Here is a 19,050-nt window from a genome sequence, read left to right on the forward strand (position 1 = left end):
GGCAGGTAAAGGTGAAGTTTTGGCAATAGTGACTTCAATACGCATAGTAGCCCCCTGTTGAATATGCTGTTTATTTATACAGTTATTCGAATCAATTGGCTACACTTTTTTTAGCTTTTTACTGACCAGCGTACCGTTTCGCCACCCAGGAAAGGCACCAGCGTATCGTCTTCCAACGCTATGCTCTCAGGAACCATGTGCTCCATGCGTTCCAGCTCAATAAAGGTCTCATTTACCGGCAAACCATAGAACTGTGGGCCGTTGAGTGAGCAGAAGGCTTCGAAATGGTCCAGCGCATTCATCTCTTCAAACACGGTGGCATAGCTGCCTAGTGCGGTCGGTGCATTAAAGCATCCAGCACAGCCACAGCTTGACTCTTTGCGATGACGTGCGTGCGGCGCTGAGTCGGTACCGAGGAAGGCGCGCGTAAACCCGCTGGCAACCAGTTCACGCAGCGCCTGTTGGTGGACGTTACGTTTGAGGATCGGCAGGCAGTACAGGTGAGGACGAATCCCGCCAACCAGCATGTGGTTGCGGTTAAACATCAGGTGCTGTGGCGTAATAGTCGCTGCCAGAAGCTCGTTACCGTCGCGCACGTATTCGGCAGCATCTTTGGTAGTGATATGCTCGAACACTACTTTCAGCGAGGTCAAACGCTGGCGCAGCGGTTCCATCACCGTTTCAATAAAGCGCGCTTCGCGATCGAAAATATCGATATCTGCATGCGTCACTTCGCCGTGCACCAGCAGCGGCATACCCAATTTTTCCATCCTCTCCAGCACCGGCATGATGGCGTCAATAGAGGTTACGCCATGCGTCGAGTTGGTGGTGGCATTGGCCGGATAGAGTTTTGCTGCGGTGAATACGCCTTCGTTAAATCCACGTTCCAGCTCGTTGGGATCCAGCGTATCCGTTAAGTAGCAGGTCATTAATGGTGTGAAGTCGTGTCCAGCAGGTACCGCGTCAAGAATGCGCTGGCGATAAGCGATAGCCGCGTCAACCGTGGTGACGGGCGGTGCCAGGTTCGGCATGACAATGGCGCGACCATAAATTTCACTGGTGTAGGGCACGACAGTTTTTAACATGTCGCCATCGCGAAAGTGAAGATGCCAGTCGTCTGGGCGGCGGATCTTTAAAACCTGGGATGGTGCAGTCATTAATATGCTCCGGCTGAGGATAGTCTTTTTTGCCGGAAACAAAGGATAAGCGGAAACGTTTTCGTTTGCACGAAAAAAAAGGGCGCATCGGCGCCCTCAGTTTTATTAGTCGGTGAACGGGATGATGATTTCCCCCGGTTTCACCTCAATTCCCTTCGCCAGTTTTTTCGCCAGAGCTTCACCCTGGCTACTGTCATCCTGCAGAATGTAGGCTGGCTGCTGGTTGAAATAGTTACGCAGCGACTGGTTTAAATAAGGCATCAGCGTTTGCAGTACCGACTGCATTTTTTCTGGTGTAACGGTCGCATCCACGACTTCCATCTCTTGCAGATAAATTGCGCCTTTCTCTTTGTTGAATACCGGTAAGGCTTTTAACTTCAGCTTCATGGTCGCTTTTTGGCTGCCAAACAGGGAATTCATGTCCAGGTTGGCATCACCGGTCAGCGTCACTTTATTGGGTTCTTCACGGCCAATCTGACTGGCGAGATTATTTAGTACGATGTGTGCTTCAGCAACGCCGGGCAAGCCGATATCTTTAGAAAAGTTATTATGCTTTGCCAGGGCCTGATTAATTTCTTGCTCGCTAACCGTGTATTGCGTGAGTTGATTACAACCAACCAACAGGCCGCTGACAATCAGTGCAGCGGCAAAAAAAAACTTTTTCATGGGGTTCCTCAACATGATGCATGTGGCGTAATCGTGACACAAAGCATCATCGAGTACCAGCGCCCCGGACGCCAGCAGAAAAAACTGAAAAGCGCCCGGAAGCAGGTTCGGCTATCAGGCGTCTGGCTCCAGCATGCCTCTCGTTGGGCGTTTGAGACTGAATTGCCAGCCCAGCGCCAGGAAGGTGATGAGGCCGATAATACCGAGCATCATCCAGGGCAACTCAGGCTGTGCCAGGGCCTTGCCCATGTCAAACAGCCAGCCGCCGCCGATATATCCAATTGCGCCACCGATAGCGAGCCCCAGTCGACTGAAGCCCATATAGCTTCCTCGGGCACGTGCATTCGCCAGTGAGGCGCTAAGGGTTTCACGCGCGGGTTCGGCGATGATCGAGCCAATATAGAACGTACAGATCAGGGTGAACAACTGCTGCAAATTCCCCACCAGACCGATCGGCATCATGCTCAGAGACATCACCAGCAGACCGGCCATCAGACGATGTTCAAGGCGAAAACGTTTTTCACTCCAGCGGGCAATTGGGTAGAGCAGCGTCAATGAGAGGCACGCCTCGATGGCATACATCCATTTCACGGCAGCCGGTGAACCTGCTATGTCGTTCACCATGATTGGCAGCATCAGCATCACCTGTACCGCCAGCATGTAATAGCCCGCCAGCGTCAGCACATAGGTGACAAAGCGCTTGTCATGCATCACGTGGCTCATCCCTTCACGCACTGGAATTTTCACCGTCGACAGCTTCCATGCCGGGAGCAGCCAGGCGTTAAACGCCGCGCACAGAACGAACAAAATTGCGCCGGTGGCACAGACAAGACGGAAATCGTATTGTAATAACCAACTGCCAAGCAACGCGCCAACCACGGCTCCGGCGCTATCCTGCATCATCAGAATAGAGAAAAAGCGCCCACGCTTTTCCGGGCGGATCAGTTTAACCACCAGCGCCGAGCGGGGTGGGTCGAATAGTGTACCGCCCAGTCCGGAGAGAAAGCAGGAAAACCACAGCAGCCACGGCTCATGGGCAATGCCCATGGTGGCGAACCCGGCAGCGCGCATCAGCATGCCGGTGACGATCATCGGTTTTGCACCGAAACGGTCCGCAATAGCACCGCCGAAAATACCAAACCCCTGCTGGATAAATTGACGTAATCCTAGTGCAATACCGACCATCACGGCGGCCCAGCCCATTTGGTCGACGAAACGAATTGAGATCAGCGGGAAAACGACGAAGAAACCCAGCACGACCAGCATATTATCGATGAGAAGGAAGTATTTACCCAGGTTCCTTGCCTGCGAGACTTGCGACATTTCCCCTCCAGGGAAAAACTCGTCACTCTGGATAGAGTTTAAAAGATAAGCACCTCCTATTCTGCGGTGTCGTCATCGCTTTTCCCACCCTTCGCGGGACAATATTTTTTTATCAAAAGTCCGTCTTGATAGAGAGTTTTCATCAAAATGTGTGAATAATTCAAAAAATGGCATTTTGCTCTTTTCACAGGGCGTATTCGCACAGGTATAGTAATGCGAATAGCGTATTGAAGACGTTACGGGAAGGAGTAGGTATAGAATGTTTGGCTATCGCAGTAACGTGCCAAAAGTGCGCTTAACCACCGACCGCCTGGTCGTGCGTTTAGTGCATGAGCGTGATGCCTGGCGTCTGGCAGATTATTACGCAGAAAATCGTCATTTCTTAAAACCCTGGGAACCTATTCGCGATGAAAGCCACTGCTATCCGTCCGGCTGGCAGGCACGTCTGAGCATGATCTCTGAGTTTCATAAACAGGGCACCGCCTATTATTTTGCGCTGCTCGATCCGGACGAAAAAGAAATTATCGGCGTTGCGAACTTTTCAAACGTGGTGCGGGGATCCTTCCATGCCTGTTATCTCGGCTACTCCATTGCGCAGAAATGGCAGGGGCAGGGGCTAATGTATGAAGCCTTAACCTCGGCCATCCGTTATATGCAGCGCACGCAGCATATTCACCGCATTATGGCGAACTACATGCCACATAATAAGCGTAGCGGTGACCTGCTGGCGCGACTGGGTTTTGAAAAAGAAGGGTATGCCAAAGACTACCTGCTGATTGACGGGCAGTGGCGCGATCACGTGCTGACGGCGTTGACCACATCAGAATGGACCCCCGGCCGCTAAGTTTCAGATGCAGCCATGATTAATGGAGAAGACGATGAAATACGAATTAACCGCCACCGAAGCGCGAGTGATTGGCTGTTTATTAGAAAAACAAGTGACCACGCCGGAACAGTACCCACTCTCCGTTAATGGAGTCGTAACAGCCTGCAATCAAAAAACGAATCGTGAACCGGTGATGAACCTGTCGGAATCGGACGTGCAGGAGCAGTTGGATAACCTGGTTAAGCGACATTTTCTGCGCACGGTGAGCGGTTTTGGCAATCGCGTCACGAAATATGAGCAGCGTTTCTGCAACTCTGAATTTGGCAATCTGAAGCTTAGTGCCGCAGAGGTGTCCATAATCACCACACTGCTGCTGCGGGGCGCTCAGACGCCTGGTGAACTGCGTAGCCGCGCATCCCGTATGTACGAATTCAGCGATATGGCCGAAGTGGAGTCGACGCTGGAAAATCTGGCGAACCGGGAAGATGGGCCTTATGTGATCCGCCTGGCGCGTGAGCCGGGCAAACGTGAAAGTCGCTATATGCACCTGTTTTGTGGTGAGGTTGATGAAGCCATTGCCGCGGCAGATGAACCCCCTGTAGCCTCCGGTGATCTGCAGGCGCGCGTGGAAGCGCTGGAAACGGAAGTCGCAGAGCTTAAGCAGCGACTTGATTCCTTGCTGGCGCACCTGGGAGACTAACGTGAAAAAATTACGTATCGGCGTAGTCGGCCTGGGCGGTATTGCGCAAAAGGCCTGGCTACCCGTGCTAGGCACCTCCGCGGACTGGACGCTGCAAGGCGCATTTTCACCTTCACGCGATAAAGCACAGCGTATCTGTGACACCTGGCGAATACCCTACGTGGATTCATTGAAGAATCTGGCGCAAACCTGCGACGCGGTGTTCGTCCATTCCAGTACCGCGACGCACTATGCGGTAGTTAGTGAATTGCTGAATGCCGGAGTTCACGTGTGTGTGGATAAACCGCTGGCGGAAAACCTGCACGAGGCTGAGCAACTGGTCGAGCTGGCCGCGCGGAAAAAACTCACGCTGATGGTCGGGTTTAACCGTCGATTTGCACCGCTGTACCAGGATCTCAAAACCCAGTTGGGCACCGCAGCGTCTGTACGTATGGATAAGCACCGTACGGATAGCGTTGGGCCGCACGATCTGCGCTTCACTCTGCTGGACGACTATCTGCACGTGGTCGATACCGCTTTGTGGCTGGCGGGAGGGCAGGCGCAGTTAAATAACGGCACGCTGCTGACCAATGAATCTGGTGCGATGCTCTACGCCGAGCATCATTTTTCTGTCGGTCAAATGCAGATAACGACCAGTATGCATCGCCGTGCCGGTAGCCAGCGCGAGAGCGTGCAGGCGGTGACGGACGGCGGCCTGATTGACGTCACTGATATGCGGGAATGGCGGGAGGAGCGTGGGCAAGGTGTTGTTCATAAGCCGATAGCGGGCTGGCAAACGACCTTAGAACAGCGTGGTTTTGCCGGATGTGCGCGTCATTTCATTGAGTGCGTGCAAAATCAGACGGTTCCCCAGACGGCAGGCGAGCAGGCGCTACTGGCCCAGCGTGTTGTTGAAAAGCTGTGGCGGGAGGCGATGGCTGAATAACCCCCTGTAACATCTGGCGGTAGTAATTCATTGTAATCCAGGTACTATATGCCCACTCAAAATAACACCTCTTTTCAACCATAGGCTGGTTTGTCGGCCTGATAAGGTGCCAGGGTGTCGCCATCAGGCACAGCAAAAGTGTCGGATGGCGGCGAGAATGCCTTATCCGACCTACGGGCAGGTTTGTCGGGGTTTTGCCTCAGAGTCTGGAATACAACATAGATGAATTTATTAAAGTCGCTGGCAGCCGTCAGCTCGATGACGATGTTTTCACGTGTGCTGGGTTTTGCGCGTGATGCGATTGTCGCCAGAATCTTTGGTGCAGGGATGGCGACAGATGCCTTTTTTGTGGCATTCAAACTTCCTAACCTGTTGCGCCGAATTTTTGCCGAAGGCGCATTTTCGCAGGCATTTGTGCCGATTCTTGCTGAGTACAAAAGCAAGCAGGGGGAAGATGCTACCCGCGTGTTTGTTGCCTACGTTTCCGGACTGCTGACGCTGGCGCTGGCCGTGGTGACGGTAGCCGGGATGTTGGCTGCGCCATGGGTGATATTAGTCACCGCGCCGGGATTTGCCGACACAGCGGATAAATTTGCGCTGACCACTCAACTGCTGCGGATCACTTTTCCCTATATTCTACTGATTTCACTGGCCTCACTGGTTGGTGCGATCCTTAATACCTGGAACCGCTTTTCCATTCCTGCGTTTGCCCCGACCTTTCTGAATATCAGCATGATCGGCTTCGCGCTATTTGCGGCACCCTATTTTAACCCGCCGGTGCTGGCGCTGGCGTGGGCCGTTACGGTTGGCGGCGTGCTACAGCTGATTTATCAGCTTCCGCACTTGAAGAAAATTGGCATGCTGGTGCTGCCGCGCGTGAACTTCCGTGATGCGGGGGCGATGCGTGTCGTCAAGCAAATGGGCCCGGCGATCCTTGGGGTATCGGTCAGCCAGATTTCACTGATCATCAATACGATTTTCGCCTCGTTTCTGGCCTCTGGCTCAGTTTCATGGATGTATTATGCCGACCGTCTGATGGAGTTTCCGTCCGGTGTTCTGGGCGTGGCGCTGGGGACTATCCTGCTGCCATCGCTGTCCAAAAGCTTTTCCAGCGGTAATCATGATGAATATTGTCGTCTGATGGACTGGGGCCTGCGCTTGTGTTTCCTGTTGGCATTACCGAGTGCCGTAGCGTTGGGTATTCTGGCCAAACCGCTGACGGTGTCTCTGTTCCAGTACGGTAAATTTACCGCCTTTGATGCCGCGATGACCCAGCGTGCGCTGGTGGCGTACTCGGTAGGTTTGATTGGCTTGATCGTGGTGAAAGTGTTGGCTCCGGGCTTTTACTCGCGCCAGGATATTAAAACGCCAGTGAAGATTGCCATTGTGACGCTGATTATGACCCAGGTGATGAACCTGGCGTTTATCGGGCCGTTAAAGCATGCCGGATTGTCGCTGTCGATTGGTCTGGCGGCATGTCTGAACGCTTCACTGCTGTACTGGCAACTGCGGAAACAGAAAATCTTTACCCCTCAACCGGGCTGGAGCTGGTTCCTGGCGCGTCTGGTGATTTCCGTGCTGGTGATGTCTGCGGTTCTGGTTGGCATGCTCTACATCATGCCGGATTGGTCGCAGGGAACGATGTTGTGGCGTCTGCTGCGTCTGATGGCGGTCGTGGTGGCAGGTATTGCCGCTTACTTCGCAGCACTCGCCGTACTGGGCTTTAAAGTAAAAGAGTTTGTGCGCCGGACGGCGTAATGGATCAATGCCGGATGGCGGCATAACGCCGTATCCGGCCTACAAAAGGCGTAGGCCTGATAAGCAAAACGTTATCAGGCTGACATCAAATAGAGAATTTTTTCCCGCCGCGGTGCGCAGCAGAGGTTTGACCGTTTGCGCCATACAACGCCGGTTCCTGGTGCGGTTTCAGCACTTGTATTGCTTGTTGATTACGCTCGATCTGCCCTTCCAGCAGCCAACCGTTGTGCTGGTTGAGGTCGCGTAAATGCTGTGTTTTCTTGGTGATAGTCTGCCAGCGTTCAGCAATCTCATCATTGGCGCTGCGCGTGGCGTCATGTTCCAGGCGGCGCTGCTGCTCAAGATAATCAAGGGTTGCCAGCAAGGAGCTTTTTTCTTCTGTAATACGCTGTAGCTGGCTGCCGTTGATATGCCCTGCGGAAAGCTGCTGCTGTTCAGCATCCATTACCGTTTTTAGGTCATTGAGAACGGTCGTCATCTGGTCAAGTATTTCTGACAAACGAGTCATACTTTATTTACTCTGTAGGTAGCTCTGCGCCTCGCGAATCAGCGAGTCGGCAATTTTTCCGGTATCCATTTTCAATTCACCGTTACGGATTGCGGTTTTCAGTGCTTCCACGCGTTCCATATTGATGTCATTGCTGCCGGGCTGCATCAGTTTGGCCTGGGCGTCGCTCAGCATGACGCTGGTGCTGGTGGTCGCGGTGGTTTTTTCCTTCCGCGCTTTTTGTACCGGCGCATCGCTGGTTTCACGCGGCTGAACGGTGCTTACTGGCTTCAATGGTGAGGTACGATCAATGCTCATTTTATTTTTCCTCATCGAGGGGTTACGCTATAGCGGCCCGCTGTAATCATTGGTTGTTTATCTATCGGCACACGCTAAAAAATCTTTAACCTATTATAGGTTAATAAGAATATTCCCATCAGAATCGACGACGCCGCTCACCACCTGGCCTGAAATCATCCGCACTCGCGCATTCTGTGCGACAGCGGCGTTGTTCAGCGCTTTACCTTCGGCATTGACCCGAAATCCATCTCCGTTGGCAATAACCAGTACGCGCTGACCGGCCTTGATCCGCCATGCCTGGCGCAACATCGAAAGCTGTATCGGTTGGCCCGGCACCAGATCGCGCAGGCTCACTGCATCTTGCACCTGACTCATATCCAGCACCGCGCGCGGCGGTAGTTGGTCCAGTCGACCACGTTTCAGCGTTACGCTGGCTGGGGTCAGGGTGCTACCTCGCGCTACGGATGCAGCGGCAACAACGTAGTTTCCCGTCGCCTGCACGTTCACTTGCAGATAACGTTTTTCGTTGGCACAGCGGGCCAGCACATTCACATTGCCCCACAGTTTTGCGCTACCTGACACGCTTAATGCCGGTTGTTCGCAGTTGGGCAATAAGTTTGGTGACGTTCGGATAGTGACTACCACCTCATCGCTAAATCCGGCCAGGCGCTGGGAAAACCATGCCGTTAGCTGCGAATTCAGGTCTTGTGCCAGCGTCATAGGGCTGAACAGCAGTGCTGCCACGACTATTCCACGTTTAAACGTTTGCATCAAAACCTCGCGCTTTTTCAGGTAGTGGCAGGATTTTACCTGTGTGACGCAGTCATCAACGCAACAAATAGCGACGCATTTTGCGTTTATTCCGGCGATAACGCGCGCGTAATGGGATTTAAGCTGTCGGCTGAATTTTGTCACTTGCGGAGGAGATATGCTCGATAAGCTCGACGCCGCCTTACGTTTTCAACAGGAAGCGCTGAATTTGCGCGCCCAACGCCAGGAAATATTGGCGGCCAACATTGCCAATGCCGACACGCCGGGGTATCAGGCGCGCGACCTGGATTTCGCCAGTGAATTAAAAAAAGTCATGGTGCGAGGACGGGAAGAAACCGGCGGCGTTTCGTTGACGCTGACCTCTGCACAACACATTCCGGCCCAGACCGTTTCTGCGCCGTCTACGGAGCTGCTCTACCGTATTCCTGACCAGCCATCTCTTGATGGCAACACGGTAGATATGGACCGGGAGCGCACGCAATTTGCAGACAACAGCCTCAAGTATCAAATGGGGCTGACCGCGCTGGGTGGACAAATCAAAGGCATGATGAACGTGCTGCAAGGAGGGAACTAATTCGTGGCGCTGTTAAATATTTTTGATATCGCAGGTTCTGCGCTGACGGCTCAGTCTAAACGCCTGAACGTCGCGGCCAGTAACATGGCGAATGCGGATAGCGTCAGCGGACCCGACGGTCAGCCGTATCGCGCGAAACAGGTTGTTTTTCAGGTAGATGCTGCGCCAGGCGCGGCAACCGGCGGCGTAAAAGTTGCTGACGTCATTGAAAGTCAGGCGCCGGATAAGCTGGTTTATGAACCCGGTAATCCGCTGGCCGATGCGAACGGCTACGTAAAAATGCCGAATGTGGACGTTGTTGGCGAGATGGTCAACACCATGTCTGCCTCACGTAGCTACCAGGCAAACGTCGAAGTGCTCAACACCGTGAAAAGCTTGATGCTTAAAACGCTGACGCTAGGCCAGTAAAGGAGGCGCACATGTCTATTGCTGTAAAAATGAATGACCCGAGCACGACGGGGGTTAATGCCGCCACGGGAAACAGCTCCCTGACGGGCAGCAACGCCGCTGACCTGCAAAGCAGCTTTCTTACGCTGCTGGTTGCACAACTGAAAAACCAGGACCCTACCAACCCGTTGCAAAACAACGAACTGACTACCCAGTTGGCGCAAATCAGTACCGTGAGCGGGATTGAGAAACTGAACACTACGCTGGGATCGATCTCCGGGCAGATCGACAATAGTCAGTCACTGCAGGCCAGTACGCTGATTGGCCACGGTGTCATGATCCCGGGTACGACCATTCTGACCGGTAAAGGGACAGAAGAAGGTGCCAAAACTACGACAACCCCATTTGGCGTTGAGCTGCAGCAACCGGCAGATAAGGTTACCGCAACCATTACCGATAAAGACGGCAAAGTGGTACGCACCATTGACATTGGTGGATTGAAAGCGGGCGTTCATACCTTTACCTGGGACGGCACCATGACCGATGGCACGGATGCACCAAGCGGTTCTTACAACGTGTCAATTGCTGCCAGTAATGGCGGAACGCAACTGGTGGCACAGCCGCTTCAGTTTGCGCTGGTGCAGGGCGTTATTCGCAGTAACGGCGGTAATACGCTGGATCTGGGCACTTATGGAACCACCACCCTCGACGAAGTACGGCAGATAATTTAAGCCTTCACACTTATCAGGAGTAAGTCATGGCCTTTTCTCAAGCGGTCAGCGGTCTGAACGCTGCAGCGACCAACCTCGATGTCATTGGTAACAACATTGCCAACTCCGCCACCTACGGTTTTAAATCTGGCACGGCATCTTTTGCCGATATGTTTGCCGGTTCGAAAGTCGGTTTGGGCGTTAAAGTTGCGGGTATTACTCAGGACTTTACCGACGGTACTACCACAAACACCGGACGTGGGCTGGATGTTGCTATCAGCCAGAACGGTTTTTTCCGTATGGTAGACAGCAACGGTTCCGTTTTCTATAGCCGTAACGGTCAGTTCAAGCTCGATGAAAACCGCAATATCGTTAACATGCAGGGGCTGCAGCTGACGGGCTATCCGGCTACCGGTACACCACCGACGGTTCAGCAGGGGGCGAACCCGGCACCGATCACTATCCCGAATACGCTGATGGCGGCTAAATCCACCACCACTGCGTCAATGCAGGTCAACCTGAACTCCACTGACAAGGTCCCTACCAAGACCCCGTTTAACCCAAGCGATGCGGACTCCTACAACAAAAAAGGCACCGTTACCGTTTTCGATAGCCAGGGTAACGCCCATGACATGAATATTTTTTATGTCAAAAATGCGCAGAGCAATACCTGGGAAGTTCACACTCAGGATGCTTCAACCGGCGATCCTGCAAAATCAGCCGGGTTTATGCGCTTTAACGAAAACGGTGTGTTTTTAGGGATTAGCGCCACGGCAGCCGAAGTACCACCGACGGCTCCAGCCGTCTGGCCAAAGGATATCAGAATCGATACAGGGCAGATTAACGGCGCAGATGTCGCTAATTTCTCCCTGAGCTTCCTGAACTCCATGCAGCAGAACACCGGTGCCAACAACATCGTTGCCACGAATCAGAACGGCTACAAGCCGGGCGATCTGGTGAGCTACCAGATTAACAATGACGGTACCGTGGTCGGTAACTACTCCAACGAACAGCAACAGGTTCTGGGGCAGATCGTGCTGGCAAACTTTGCCAACAACGAAGGTCTGGCGTCTCAGGGCGACAACGTCTGGGCGGCGACTCAGTCTTCCGGCGTGGCGCTGCTGGGTACCGCAGGCGAAGGTAACTTCGGCAAGCTGACCAACGGCGCGCTGGAAGCGTCAAACGTGGATTTGAGTAAAGAACTGGTGAATATGATTGTCGCCCAGCGTAACTATCAGTCGAACGCGCAGACCATCAAAACCCAGGATCAGATCCTCAACACGCTGGTCAACCTGCGCTAAGCGCCTGACGGGATGGCTTAATGGATCACGCAATTTATACCGCCATGGGCGCGGCCAGTCAGACGCTGAATCAACAGGCGGTGACGGCCAGCAACCTGGCAAACGCCTCCACGCCAGGGTTTCGTGCGCAGCTCAATGCACTGCGCGCGGTTCCTGTAGAAGGATTGTCTTTACCAACGCGTACGCTGGTGGTGGCCTCCACGCCGGGGGCCGATATGACGCCCGGTCAGATGGACTATACCTCCCGCCCGCTGGATGTGGCGCTGCAACAGGATGGCTGGTTGGCTGTGCAGACCGCGGACGGTAGCGAAGGATATACCCGTAACGGTGCTATTCAGGTGAGCCCAACGGGTGAACTGACTATTCAGGGACACCCGGTAATTGGCGAAGCCGGACCGATCGCCGTACCAGAAGGCTCGGAAGTCACCATTGCGGCGGACGGGACCATTTCTGCACTTAACCCTGGCGATCCGGCTAATACGGTCGCGCCAGTGGGGCGGTTGAAGCTGGTGAAGGCTACAGGGCTTGAAGTGCAACGTGGCGATGACGGTATGTTCCGTCTGACCCAGGCCGCACAGGCAACCCGTGGTGCGACGTTACAGGCTGACCCCAGCATCCGTGTGATGTCTGGCGTGCTGGAAGGCAGTAACGTTAAACCGGTTGCTGCGATGAGCGACATGATCGCCAACGCCCGCCGCTTTGAAATGCAGATGAAAATTATCAGTAGCGTGGATGATAACGCGGGCCGCGCCAACCAACTGCTGTCGATGAGTTAATACAGGACATTTTATGATCAGTTCATTATGGATCGCCAAAACCGGCCTGGATGCGCAGCAAACCAACATGGATGTGATTGCCAACAACCTGGCAAACGTCAGCACCAACGGATTTAAGCGCCAACGTGCCGTATTTGAAGATCTGTTGTACCAGACGATTCGTCAGCCTGGCGCACAGTCTTCTGAGCAGACCACACTGCCGTCTGGTTTGCAGATTGGTACCGGCGTACGTCCGGTTGCGACCGAGCGTTTACACAGCCAGGGTAACCTGTCGCAGACCAACAACAGTAAAGATGTGGCGATTAAAGGCCAGGGCTTTTTCCAGGTCATGTTGCCCGATGGTACGTCCGCTTATACCCGCGACGGTTCTTTCCAGGTGGATCAGAACGGTCAGTTGGTGACGGCGGGTGGTTTTCAGGTTCAGCCTGCCATCACCATTCCGGCTAACTCGCTCAGTATCACCATTGGACGTGACGGTATTGTCAGCGTGACCCAACAGGGGCAGGCGGCGCCTGTTCAGGTCGGGCAGCTTAACCTGACAACCTTCATGAACGATACCGGTCTGGAAAGCATTGGTGAGAATCTGTACACCGAAACGCAGTCATCCGGTGCGCCGAATGAGAGCACGCCAGGGCTGAACGGCGCGGGTCTGCTGTATCAGGGCTATGTTGAAACCTCTAACGTCAACGTGGCGGAAGAGCTGGTAAACATGATCCAGGTTCAGCGCGCTTACGAAATCAACAGTAAAGCGGTATCGACCACCGATCAGATGCTGCAAAAACTGACGCAACTCTAAAGTGGAGCCCGGTGGGGTGAAAACCTCACCGGCACACTGATTTTGAAGATGACCGCAATGCGAAAATACGCGCTTCACCCTTACCCAATTTTAGCCCTGCTGGTGGTTTCACTAACAGGATGTGCCTGGATCCCGGCCACGCCGCTCGTGCAGGGCGCAACGTCTGCCCAGCCAGTTCCCGGTCCAACGCCGGTGGCGAATGGCTCAATCTTCCAGTCGGCACAACCGATTAACTATGGTTATCAGCCACTCTTTGAAGATCGTCGTCCACGCAATATTGGCGATACGCTGACCATCGTATTGCAGGAAAACGTCAGCGCGAGCAAAAGCTCTTCGGCGAACGCCAGCCGCGACGGCAAGACAAACTTTGGCTTTGATACCGTACCGCGCTATCTGGAAGGATTGTTCGGTAACGAACGTGCCGACGTAGAAGCCTCCGGCGGCAACTCCTTTAACGGTAAAGGCGGCGCGAACGCCAGAAATACCTTCAGCGGTACGCTGACCGTAACGGTCGATCAGGTACTGGTGAATGGCAACTTACATGTCGTGGGTGAAAAACAGATCGCTATAAATCAGGGCACTGAATTCATCCGCTTCTCCGGGGTTGTTAACCCGCGCACCATCAGTGGCAGCAACTCCGTACCGTCAACCCAGGTTGCGGACGCGCGTATTGAGTACGTCGGTAACGGCTACATCAATGAAGCGCAGAATATGGGCTGGTTGCAGCGTTTCTTCCTTAACTTGTCGCCGATGTAAGCGAGGTACCCAGTGTTTAAATCTTTTGTTGGAATGGTACTGGTGCTGATAACCACCTTTGCGCATGCTGACCGTATTCGTGACCTGACAAGCGTTCAGGGCGTGCGGGAAAACTCGTTGATAGGTTATGGGCTGGTGGTGGGTCTGGATGGAACGGGTGACCAGACCACACAGACGCCGTTTACGACGCAAACGCTCAATAACATGCTTTCGCAGTTGGGGATAACCGTGCCAACTGGCACCAATATGCAGCTGAAAAACGTGGCGGCGGTGATGGTTACCGCGTCGTTTCCTGCATTCGGTCGTCAGGGACAAACCATCGACGTAGTGGTCTCCTCTATGGGGAATGCCAAAAGCCTGCGCGGCGGTACGCTGCTGATGACCCCGTTAAAAGGGGTCGATAGTCAGGTGTATGCCTTGGCTCAGGGGAATATTTTGGTGGGCGGTGCGGGCGCGGCTGCAGGTGGCAGTAGCGTACAGGTTAACCAGCTCAATGGTGGACGCATTACCAACGGCGCGATTATCGAACGTGAATTACCCAGCCAGTTCGGCGGTGGTAACACCATTAATCTGCAGCTTAATAATGAAGATTTCACGATGGCGCAGCAGATTACCGACACCATCAACCGCGCGCGTGGCTTTGGTAGCGCAACAGCATTGGATGCCCGAACCATTCAGGTGCGCGTGCCAAGCGGTAACAGCTCGCAGGTGCGTTTCCTCGCTGATATCCAGAATATTGAGGTGAATGTCACGCCGCAGGATGCGAAAGTGATTATCAACTCGCGCACCGGATCTGTCGTCATGAACCGCGAAGTGACGCTGGATAGCTGTGCTGTGGCACAAGGCAACTTGTCGATTACGGTAAACCGCCAGGCGAACGTCAGCCAGCCGGACACACCATTTGGCGGTGGACAAACCGTGGTGACGCCTCAAACCCAGATTGACCTGCGCCAGAGCGGTGGTTCGTTGCAAAGCGTGCGTTCCAGCGCCAACCTGAACAATGTGGTACGTGCGCTGAATGCGCTGGGGGCAACGCCGATGGATCTGATGTCCATTCTGCAATCGATGCAGAGCGCGGGTTGCTTACGCGCCAAACTGGAAATCATCTAATGATTGGTGACAGCAAACTGCTGACCAGCGCCGCCTGGGATGCGCAATCACTGAACGAACTGAAAGCGAAAGCGGGCCAGGACCCGGCGGCGAATATCCGTCCGGTCGCCCGTCAGGTTGAAGGGATGTTCGTGCAGATGATGCTGAAAAGCATGCGTGAAGCGCTGCCGAAAGATGGCGTGTTTAGCAGCGATTCAACGCGCTTGTATACCAGTATGTATGACCAACAAATTGCGCAGCAAATGACCGCAGGCAAAGGTCTGGGGCTGGCTGAAATGATGGTCAAGCAGATGACTGAAGGGCAAGCGCAACCTGCGGATGACGCGCCGCAGGTGCCGATGAAGTTTTCACTGGAAACGGTGACCAGCTATCAAAATCAGGCATTGACGCAACTGGTCCGCAAAGCCATCCCCCGGGCGACGGAAAGCAATGATGAGCCGCTGTCAGGTGACAGTAAAGACTTCCTCGCCCAGCTATCGCTGCCAGCTAAGCTGGCCAGCCAGCAAAGCGGGGTCCCGCATCATCTGATTCTGGCACAGGCGGCGCTGGAATCCGGATGGGGGCAGCGACAAATTCGCCGTGAGAACGGTGAACCGAGCTTTAACATTTTTGGTGTGAAGGCTTCAGGAAGCTGGAAAGGTCCAACCACTGAAATCACCACGACTGAATATGAGAACGGTGAGGCGAAAAAGGTGAAAGCCAGATTCCGTGTCTATAGCTCTTACCTTGAAGCGTTGTCGGATTATGTCGGTCTGATATCGCGTAACCCGCGCTATGCGGCAGTGACCGCTGCCGCGACCGCCGAGCAAGGGGCGCAGGCATTGCAAAATGCGGGTTACGCCACAGACCCTAACTATGCGCGAAAATTAACCAGCATGATCCAGCAGTTGAAATCGATGAGTGAAAAAGTGAGCAAAACCTACAGCACGAACATCGATAATCTCTTTTAAATAGCTCAAGTCTACCGACCTGCTGCCGATAATAACGAGTATTGAAGGATTACAAGGAACCTCCATGTCCAGCTTGATTAATAACGCGATGAGTGGACTCAGCGCAGCGCAGGCCGCGTTGAATACTGCCAGTAACAACATCTCCAGCTATAACGTTGCCGGATATACCCGACAGACGACAATTATGGCGCAAGCGAACAGCACGCTGGGTGCGGGGGGCTGGGTAGGCAATGGTGTCTATGTTTCTGGTGTACAACGTGAATATGACTCCTTTATCACTAACCAGTTGCGAGCAGCGCAGAACCAGAGCAGCGGTCTGACGACACGTTATGAGCAAATGTCAAAAATCGACAATCTGCTCTCCAGCAAAACCAGTTCTATTTCGACCTCCATGCAGGACTTTTTTACCAGCCTGCAAACGCTGGTCAGCAACGCCGAAGATCCGGCGGCACGCCAGGCGCTAATCGGTAAAGCTGATGGGTTGGTGAATCAGTTTAAAACGACCGACCAGTATCTGCGCGATCAGGATAAGCAGGTCAACACCGCGATTAAAGCCAGCGTTGATCAGATCAACAACTATTCGAAACAAATTGCCAGCCTCAACGACCAGATTTCTCGTATGACAGGCGTCGGCGCAGGTGCGTCTCCTAACGACCTGCTTGACCAGCGCGATCAGCTGGTCAGTGAATTGAATCAGATTGTCGGTGTTGAAGTCAGCGTTCAGGATGGTGGCACTTACAACCTGACCATGGCCAACGGCTATTCGCTGGTGCAGGGCAGCAATGCACGTCAACTGGCGGCAGTGCCTTCCAGCGATGATCCTAATCGTACAACCGTGGCCTACGTTGATGGCGTTGCCGGAGCTGTTGAAATTCCAGAGAAACTGCTGAATACCGGTTCACTGGGCGGACTGCTCACCTTCCGTTCTCAGGAACTGGATCAGACGCGTAATACCCTCGGCCAACTGGCGCTTGCATTTGCCAGTGCATTTAACGCCCAGCATAAAGAAGGTTTTGATGCCAACGGCGATCAGGGTAAGGATTTCTTTGCTATCGGCAGCCCGGAAGTCTTCAACAACGCGAAAAATACGGGCACAGGATCGTTAAGCGCTAAGATCACTGACAGCTCCGCTGTGCAGGCGACAGATTATAAAATCGTTTTTGATGGGACGGACTGGCAGGTTACTCGCCTGGCGGATAATACCAGCTTCAAAGCCACCGTTACCGGTGGAAAAATGTCCTTTGACGGGATGGAAATCACCGTTAATGCTGGCGCGAAAGCTAATGACAGTTTTACTGTAAAACCCGTGAGTAACGCTATCGTTGATATGAAAGTTATGGTGACCGATGAGTCGAAAATCGCCATGGCTCAAGTGTCTAAAAATGATACGGACCCCACCATCGATAAAGGCAAGAGCGACAACCGTAACGGTCAGAAACTGTTAGATCTGCAAACCAAAGCGACTGTCGGTAATAAGACCTTCAACGATGCATATGCCACGCTGGTAAGCGATGTCGGGAACAAAACCGCTACGCTGAAAACCAGCGCCACCACCCAGAACAACGTGGTGACACAGCTTTACCGGCAGCAACAGTCTATTTCCGGCGTTAACCTCGACGAAGAGTACGGTAATTTACAGCGTTTTCAGCAGTATTACCTGGCTAACGCGCAAGTGCTGCAGACCGCGAATGCGTTGTTTGATGCACTGATTAATATCCGCTAAGGGAGAGGGACACAATGCGTATCAGCACCCAGATGATGTACCAGCAGAATATGCGTGGCATCACTAACTCTCAGGCTGAATGGATGAAGTTCGGCGAGCAGATGTCAACAGGCAAACGCGTGATCAACCCATCAGACGATCCGATTGCCGCCTCGCAGGCCGTGGTACTTTCTCAGGCTCAGGCGCAGAACAGCCAATATACGCTGGCACGCTCATTCGCGACGCAAAAGGTGTCGCTGGAAGAGAATGTTCTGAGCCAGGTGACGACGGCAATTCAGGCTGCACAGGAAAAAATCGTTTATGCCGGGAACGGAACGTTAAGTGATGATGACCGTGCATCGCTGGCCACCGACCTACAGGGGATCCGCGATCAGCTGATGAACCTGGCAAATAGTACCGACGGTAATGGTCGCTATATTTTCGGTGGATATAAAACAGAATCTGCACCGTTTGCCCAGGCAGATGGCGCTTACAGCGGTGGTACAACAAACGTTACCCAACAGGTCGATGCCTCCCGAACCATGGTGATTGGTCATACTGGCGATAAAGTATTCGCCAACCTGACCAGCAACGCTGTACCGGAACCTGGTGGCGGCACTCAGGAAAAGAACCTGTTTAAAATGCTGGATAGCGCGATTGCAGAGCTTAAAATCCCGATTGCGGGTGATGATGTGGCAAAAGACAAAGCCGCTGCTGCCATTGATAAAACCAGCCGTGGCCTGAAAAACTCGTTGAATAACGTCCTGTCTGTTCGTGCAGAATTAGGTACGCAGCTGAGTGAATTAAGCTCGCTGGATTCACTGGGTGCCGATCGTGCATTAGGCCAAACTCAGCAGATGAGTAATCTGGTGGATGTCGACTGGAACGCCGCGATCTCGTCTTATGTCATGCAGCAGGCTGCGCTACAGGCATCCTATAAAGCGTTCACCGATATGCAGGGAATGTCGTTGTTCCAGCTCAATCGTTAACGCCTCGTTTTGAAACATATCTTGAAACTGGGTATGTTTGTCTGCCCGCTCCTTTAACACCCCGGAGCGGGCATTTTTTTAGGCAA

The 19,050-nt window shown here is 53.4% G+C and carries 21 protein-coding genes; 15 read left to right on the top strand and 6 right to left on the bottom strand.

Annotated elements, in window-relative coordinates; translation table 11 throughout:
- Positions 1-110 precede the first annotated feature (110 nt).
- The 3 genes from pyrC to mdtH all read right to left on the bottom strand — a co-directional run bounded on the left by pyrC (position 111) and on the right by mdtH (position 3,146).
- The gene (gene pyrC / locus FDW94_RS20560; protein WP_137378163.1) at positions 111-1,157 is read right to left on the bottom strand and encodes a dihydroorotase; all 1,047 of its coding nucleotides are present in this window, start codon (positions 1,155-1,157) and stop codon (positions 111-113) included.
- 105 nt (positions 1,158-1,262) lie between these two features.
- Positions 1,263-1,823, bottom strand: a complete 561-nt coding sequence (locus FDW94_RS20565) for a lipoprotein (RefSeq protein WP_020996498.1) — start codon at positions 1,821-1,823, stop codon at positions 1,263-1,265.
- A 114-nt stretch (positions 1,824-1,937) separates the two neighbouring features.
- Positions 1,938-3,146 (bottom strand): multidrug efflux MFS transporter MdtH, encoded by a 1,209-nt coding sequence (gene mdtH, locus FDW94_RS20570; protein ID WP_137378164.1) that lies wholly within the window; start codon positions 3,144-3,146, stop codon positions 1,938-1,940.
- A gap of 259 nt (positions 3,147-3,405) precedes the next feature.
- Between mdtH and rimJ the strand changes: the two genes are divergently transcribed.
- From rimJ to murJ, 4 genes are all read left to right on the top strand, one after another.
- Positions 3,406-3,990 carry a ribosomal protein S5-alanine N-acetyltransferase gene (gene rimJ, locus FDW94_RS20575; protein ID WP_003832145.1) on the top strand — a complete coding sequence of 195 codons (585 nt, stop codon included), beginning with the start codon at positions 3,406-3,408 and terminating at the stop codon, positions 3,988-3,990.
- Between the two features lie 34 nt (positions 3,991-4,024).
- Positions 4,025-4,672: a YceH family protein gene (locus FDW94_RS20580; protein WP_137378165.1), complete on the top strand. Its 648-nt coding sequence runs from the start codon at positions 4,025-4,027 to the stop codon at positions 4,670-4,672.
- A 1-nt stretch (position 4,673) separates the two neighbouring features.
- Positions 4,674-5,597, top strand: a complete 924-nt coding sequence (locus FDW94_RS20585; RefSeq protein ID WP_032942955.1) for a Gfo/Idh/MocA family oxidoreductase — start codon at positions 4,674-4,676, stop codon at positions 5,595-5,597.
- Between the two features lie 222 nt (positions 5,598-5,819).
- Positions 5,820-7,355: a murein biosynthesis integral membrane protein MurJ gene (gene murJ, locus FDW94_RS20590; RefSeq protein WP_003832150.1), complete on the top strand. Its 1,536-nt coding sequence runs from the start codon at positions 5,820-5,822 to the stop codon at positions 7,353-7,355.
- A gap of 85 nt (positions 7,356-7,440) precedes the next feature.
- Here murJ and flgN read toward each other — a convergent pair whose 3' ends face one another.
- From flgN to flgA, 3 genes are all read right to left on the bottom strand, one after another.
- Positions 7,441-7,863 (bottom strand): flagella biosynthesis chaperone FlgN, encoded by a 423-nt coding sequence (gene flgN / locus FDW94_RS20595; RefSeq protein WP_003036178.1) that lies wholly within the window; start codon positions 7,861-7,863, stop codon positions 7,441-7,443.
- Positions 7,864-7,866: 3 nt separating this feature from the next.
- Entirely contained in the window at positions 7,867-8,160 is a 294-nt protein-coding gene (gene flgM / locus FDW94_RS20600) for a flagellar biosynthesis anti-sigma factor FlgM (protein WP_032942956.1), read from the bottom strand.
- 93 nt (positions 8,161-8,253) lie between these two features.
- Complete coding sequence (flgA, locus tag FDW94_RS20605; protein WP_008784358.1) at positions 8,254-8,913, bottom strand: flagellar basal body P-ring formation chaperone FlgA; 660 nt, start codon at positions 8,911-8,913, stop codon at positions 8,254-8,256.
- Positions 8,914-9,070: 157 nt separating this feature from the next.
- On the opposite strand from flgA, the gene flgB reads away from it, so the two are divergent.
- The 11 genes from flgB to flgL all read left to right on the top strand — a co-directional run bounded on the left by flgB (position 9,071) and on the right by flgL (position 18,964).
- Positions 9,071-9,487, top strand: a complete 417-nt coding sequence (flgB, locus tag FDW94_RS20610) for a flagellar basal body rod protein FlgB (RefSeq protein WP_003036189.1) — start codon at positions 9,071-9,073, stop codon at positions 9,485-9,487.
- 3 nt (positions 9,488-9,490) lie between these two features.
- Complete coding sequence (flgC, locus tag FDW94_RS20615; RefSeq protein ID WP_003036191.1) at positions 9,491-9,895, top strand: flagellar basal body rod protein FlgC; 405 nt, start codon at positions 9,491-9,493, stop codon at positions 9,893-9,895.
- An 11-nt stretch (positions 9,896-9,906) separates the two neighbouring features.
- A complete protein-coding gene (gene flgD, locus FDW94_RS20620) occupies positions 9,907-10,605 on the top strand; it encodes a flagellar hook assembly protein FlgD (RefSeq protein WP_003832158.1) in 699 nt (232 codons plus the stop codon).
- 26 nt (positions 10,606-10,631) lie between these two features.
- The gene (gene flgE / locus FDW94_RS20625) at positions 10,632-11,885 is read left to right on the top strand and encodes a flagellar hook protein FlgE (protein ID WP_079937971.1); all 1,254 of its coding nucleotides are present in this window, start codon (positions 10,632-10,634) and stop codon (positions 11,883-11,885) included.
- A gap of 20 nt (positions 11,886-11,905) precedes the next feature.
- Entirely contained in the window at positions 11,906-12,661 is a 756-nt protein-coding gene (locus tag FDW94_RS20630) for a flagellar basal body rod protein FlgF (RefSeq protein WP_003832161.1), read from the top strand.
- Positions 12,662-12,674: 13 nt separating this feature from the next.
- The gene (gene flgG / locus FDW94_RS20635) at positions 12,675-13,457 is read left to right on the top strand and encodes a flagellar basal-body rod protein FlgG (protein WP_003036202.1); all 783 of its coding nucleotides are present in this window, start codon (positions 12,675-12,677) and stop codon (positions 13,455-13,457) included.
- Between the two features lie 57 nt (positions 13,458-13,514).
- Complete coding sequence (locus FDW94_RS20640) at positions 13,515-14,213, top strand: flagellar basal body L-ring protein FlgH (RefSeq protein WP_032934415.1); 699 nt, start codon at positions 13,515-13,517, stop codon at positions 14,211-14,213.
- Between the two features lie 33 nt (positions 14,214-14,246).
- Entirely contained in the window at positions 14,247-15,323 is a 1,077-nt protein-coding gene (locus FDW94_RS20645) for a flagellar basal body P-ring protein FlgI (protein WP_050579918.1), read from the top strand.
- Entirely contained in the window at positions 15,323-16,273 is a 951-nt protein-coding gene (flgJ, locus tag FDW94_RS20650) for a flagellar assembly peptidoglycan hydrolase FlgJ (protein ID WP_016152632.1), read from the top strand. The genes FDW94_RS20645 and flgJ overlap by 1 nt, the downstream gene beginning before the upstream one ends.
- Before the next feature lie 64 nt (positions 16,274-16,337).
- Positions 16,338-17,996 (top strand): flagellar hook-associated protein FlgK, encoded by a 1,659-nt coding sequence (gene flgK / locus FDW94_RS20655; RefSeq protein ID WP_071444809.1) that lies wholly within the window; start codon positions 16,338-16,340, stop codon positions 17,994-17,996.
- A 14-nt stretch (positions 17,997-18,010) separates the two neighbouring features.
- On the top strand, positions 18,011-18,964 hold the full coding sequence (gene flgL / locus FDW94_RS20660) for a flagellar hook-associated protein FlgL (protein ID WP_048235651.1): 954 nt from the start codon (positions 18,011-18,013) through the stop codon (positions 18,962-18,964).
- The last annotated feature ends 86 nt before the right edge of the window (positions 18,965-19,050 follow it).

Source organism: Citrobacter sp. wls757 (assembly GCF_005280935.1).
Lineage (GTDB): Bacteria > Pseudomonadota > Gammaproteobacteria > Enterobacterales > Enterobacteriaceae > Citrobacter > Citrobacter portucalensis.

What these genes read in the sequence shown, in the direction of transcription:
- pyrC (WP_137378163.1), bottom strand. Translation starts at nt 1,157, where the DNA reads ATGACTGCACCATCCCAGGTTTTAAAGATCCGCCGCCCAGACGACTGG.
- FDW94_RS20565 (WP_020996498.1), bottom strand. Translation starts at nt 1,823, where the DNA reads ATGAAAAAGTTTTTTTTTGCCGCTGCACTGATTGTCAGCGGCCTGTTG.
- mdtH (WP_137378164.1), bottom strand. Translation starts at nt 3,146, where the DNA reads ATGTCGCAAGTCTCGCAGGCAAGGAACCTGGGTAAATACTTCCTTCTC.
- rimJ (WP_003832145.1), top strand. Translation starts at nt 3,406, where the DNA reads ATGTTTGGCTATCGCAGTAACGTGCCAAAAGTGCGCTTAACCACCGAC.
- FDW94_RS20580 (WP_137378165.1), top strand. Translation starts at nt 4,025, where the DNA reads ATGAAATACGAATTAACCGCCACCGAAGCGCGAGTGATTGGCTGTTTA.
- murJ (WP_003832150.1), top strand. Translation starts at nt 5,820, where the DNA reads ATGAATTTATTAAAGTCGCTGGCAGCCGTCAGCTCGATGACGATGTTT.
- flgN (WP_003036178.1), bottom strand. Translation starts at nt 7,863, where the DNA reads ATGACTCGTTTGTCAGAAATACTTGACCAGATGACGACCGTTCTCAAT.
- flgM (WP_032942956.1), bottom strand. Translation starts at nt 8,160, where the DNA reads ATGAGCATTGATCGTACCTCACCATTGAAGCCAGTAAGCACCGTTCAG.
- flgA (WP_008784358.1), bottom strand. Translation starts at nt 8,913, where the DNA reads ATGCAAACGTTTAAACGTGGAATAGTCGTGGCAGCACTGCTGTTCAGC.
- flgB (WP_003036189.1), top strand. Translation starts at nt 9,071, where the DNA reads ATGCTCGATAAGCTCGACGCCGCCTTACGTTTTCAACAGGAAGCGCTG.
- flgD (WP_003832158.1), top strand. Translation starts at nt 9,907, where the DNA reads ATGTCTATTGCTGTAAAAATGAATGACCCGAGCACGACGGGGGTTAAT.
- flgE (WP_079937971.1), top strand. Translation starts at nt 10,632, where the DNA reads ATGGCCTTTTCTCAAGCGGTCAGCGGTCTGAACGCTGCAGCGACCAAC.
- FDW94_RS20630 (WP_003832161.1), top strand. Translation starts at nt 11,906, where the DNA reads ATGGATCACGCAATTTATACCGCCATGGGCGCGGCCAGTCAGACGCTG.
- flgG (WP_003036202.1), top strand. Translation starts at nt 12,675, where the DNA reads ATGATCAGTTCATTATGGATCGCCAAAACCGGCCTGGATGCGCAGCAA.
- FDW94_RS20640 (WP_032934415.1), top strand. Translation starts at nt 13,515, where the DNA reads ATGCGAAAATACGCGCTTCACCCTTACCCAATTTTAGCCCTGCTGGTG.
- FDW94_RS20645 (WP_050579918.1), top strand. Translation starts at nt 14,247, where the DNA reads ATGGTACTGGTGCTGATAACCACCTTTGCGCATGCTGACCGTATTCGT.
- flgJ (WP_016152632.1), top strand. Translation starts at nt 15,323, where the DNA reads ATGATTGGTGACAGCAAACTGCTGACCAGCGCCGCCTGGGATGCGCAA.
- flgK (WP_071444809.1), top strand. Translation starts at nt 16,338, where the DNA reads ATGTCCAGCTTGATTAATAACGCGATGAGTGGACTCAGCGCAGCGCAG.
- flgL (WP_048235651.1), top strand. Translation starts at nt 18,011, where the DNA reads ATGCGTATCAGCACCCAGATGATGTACCAGCAGAATATGCGTGGCATC.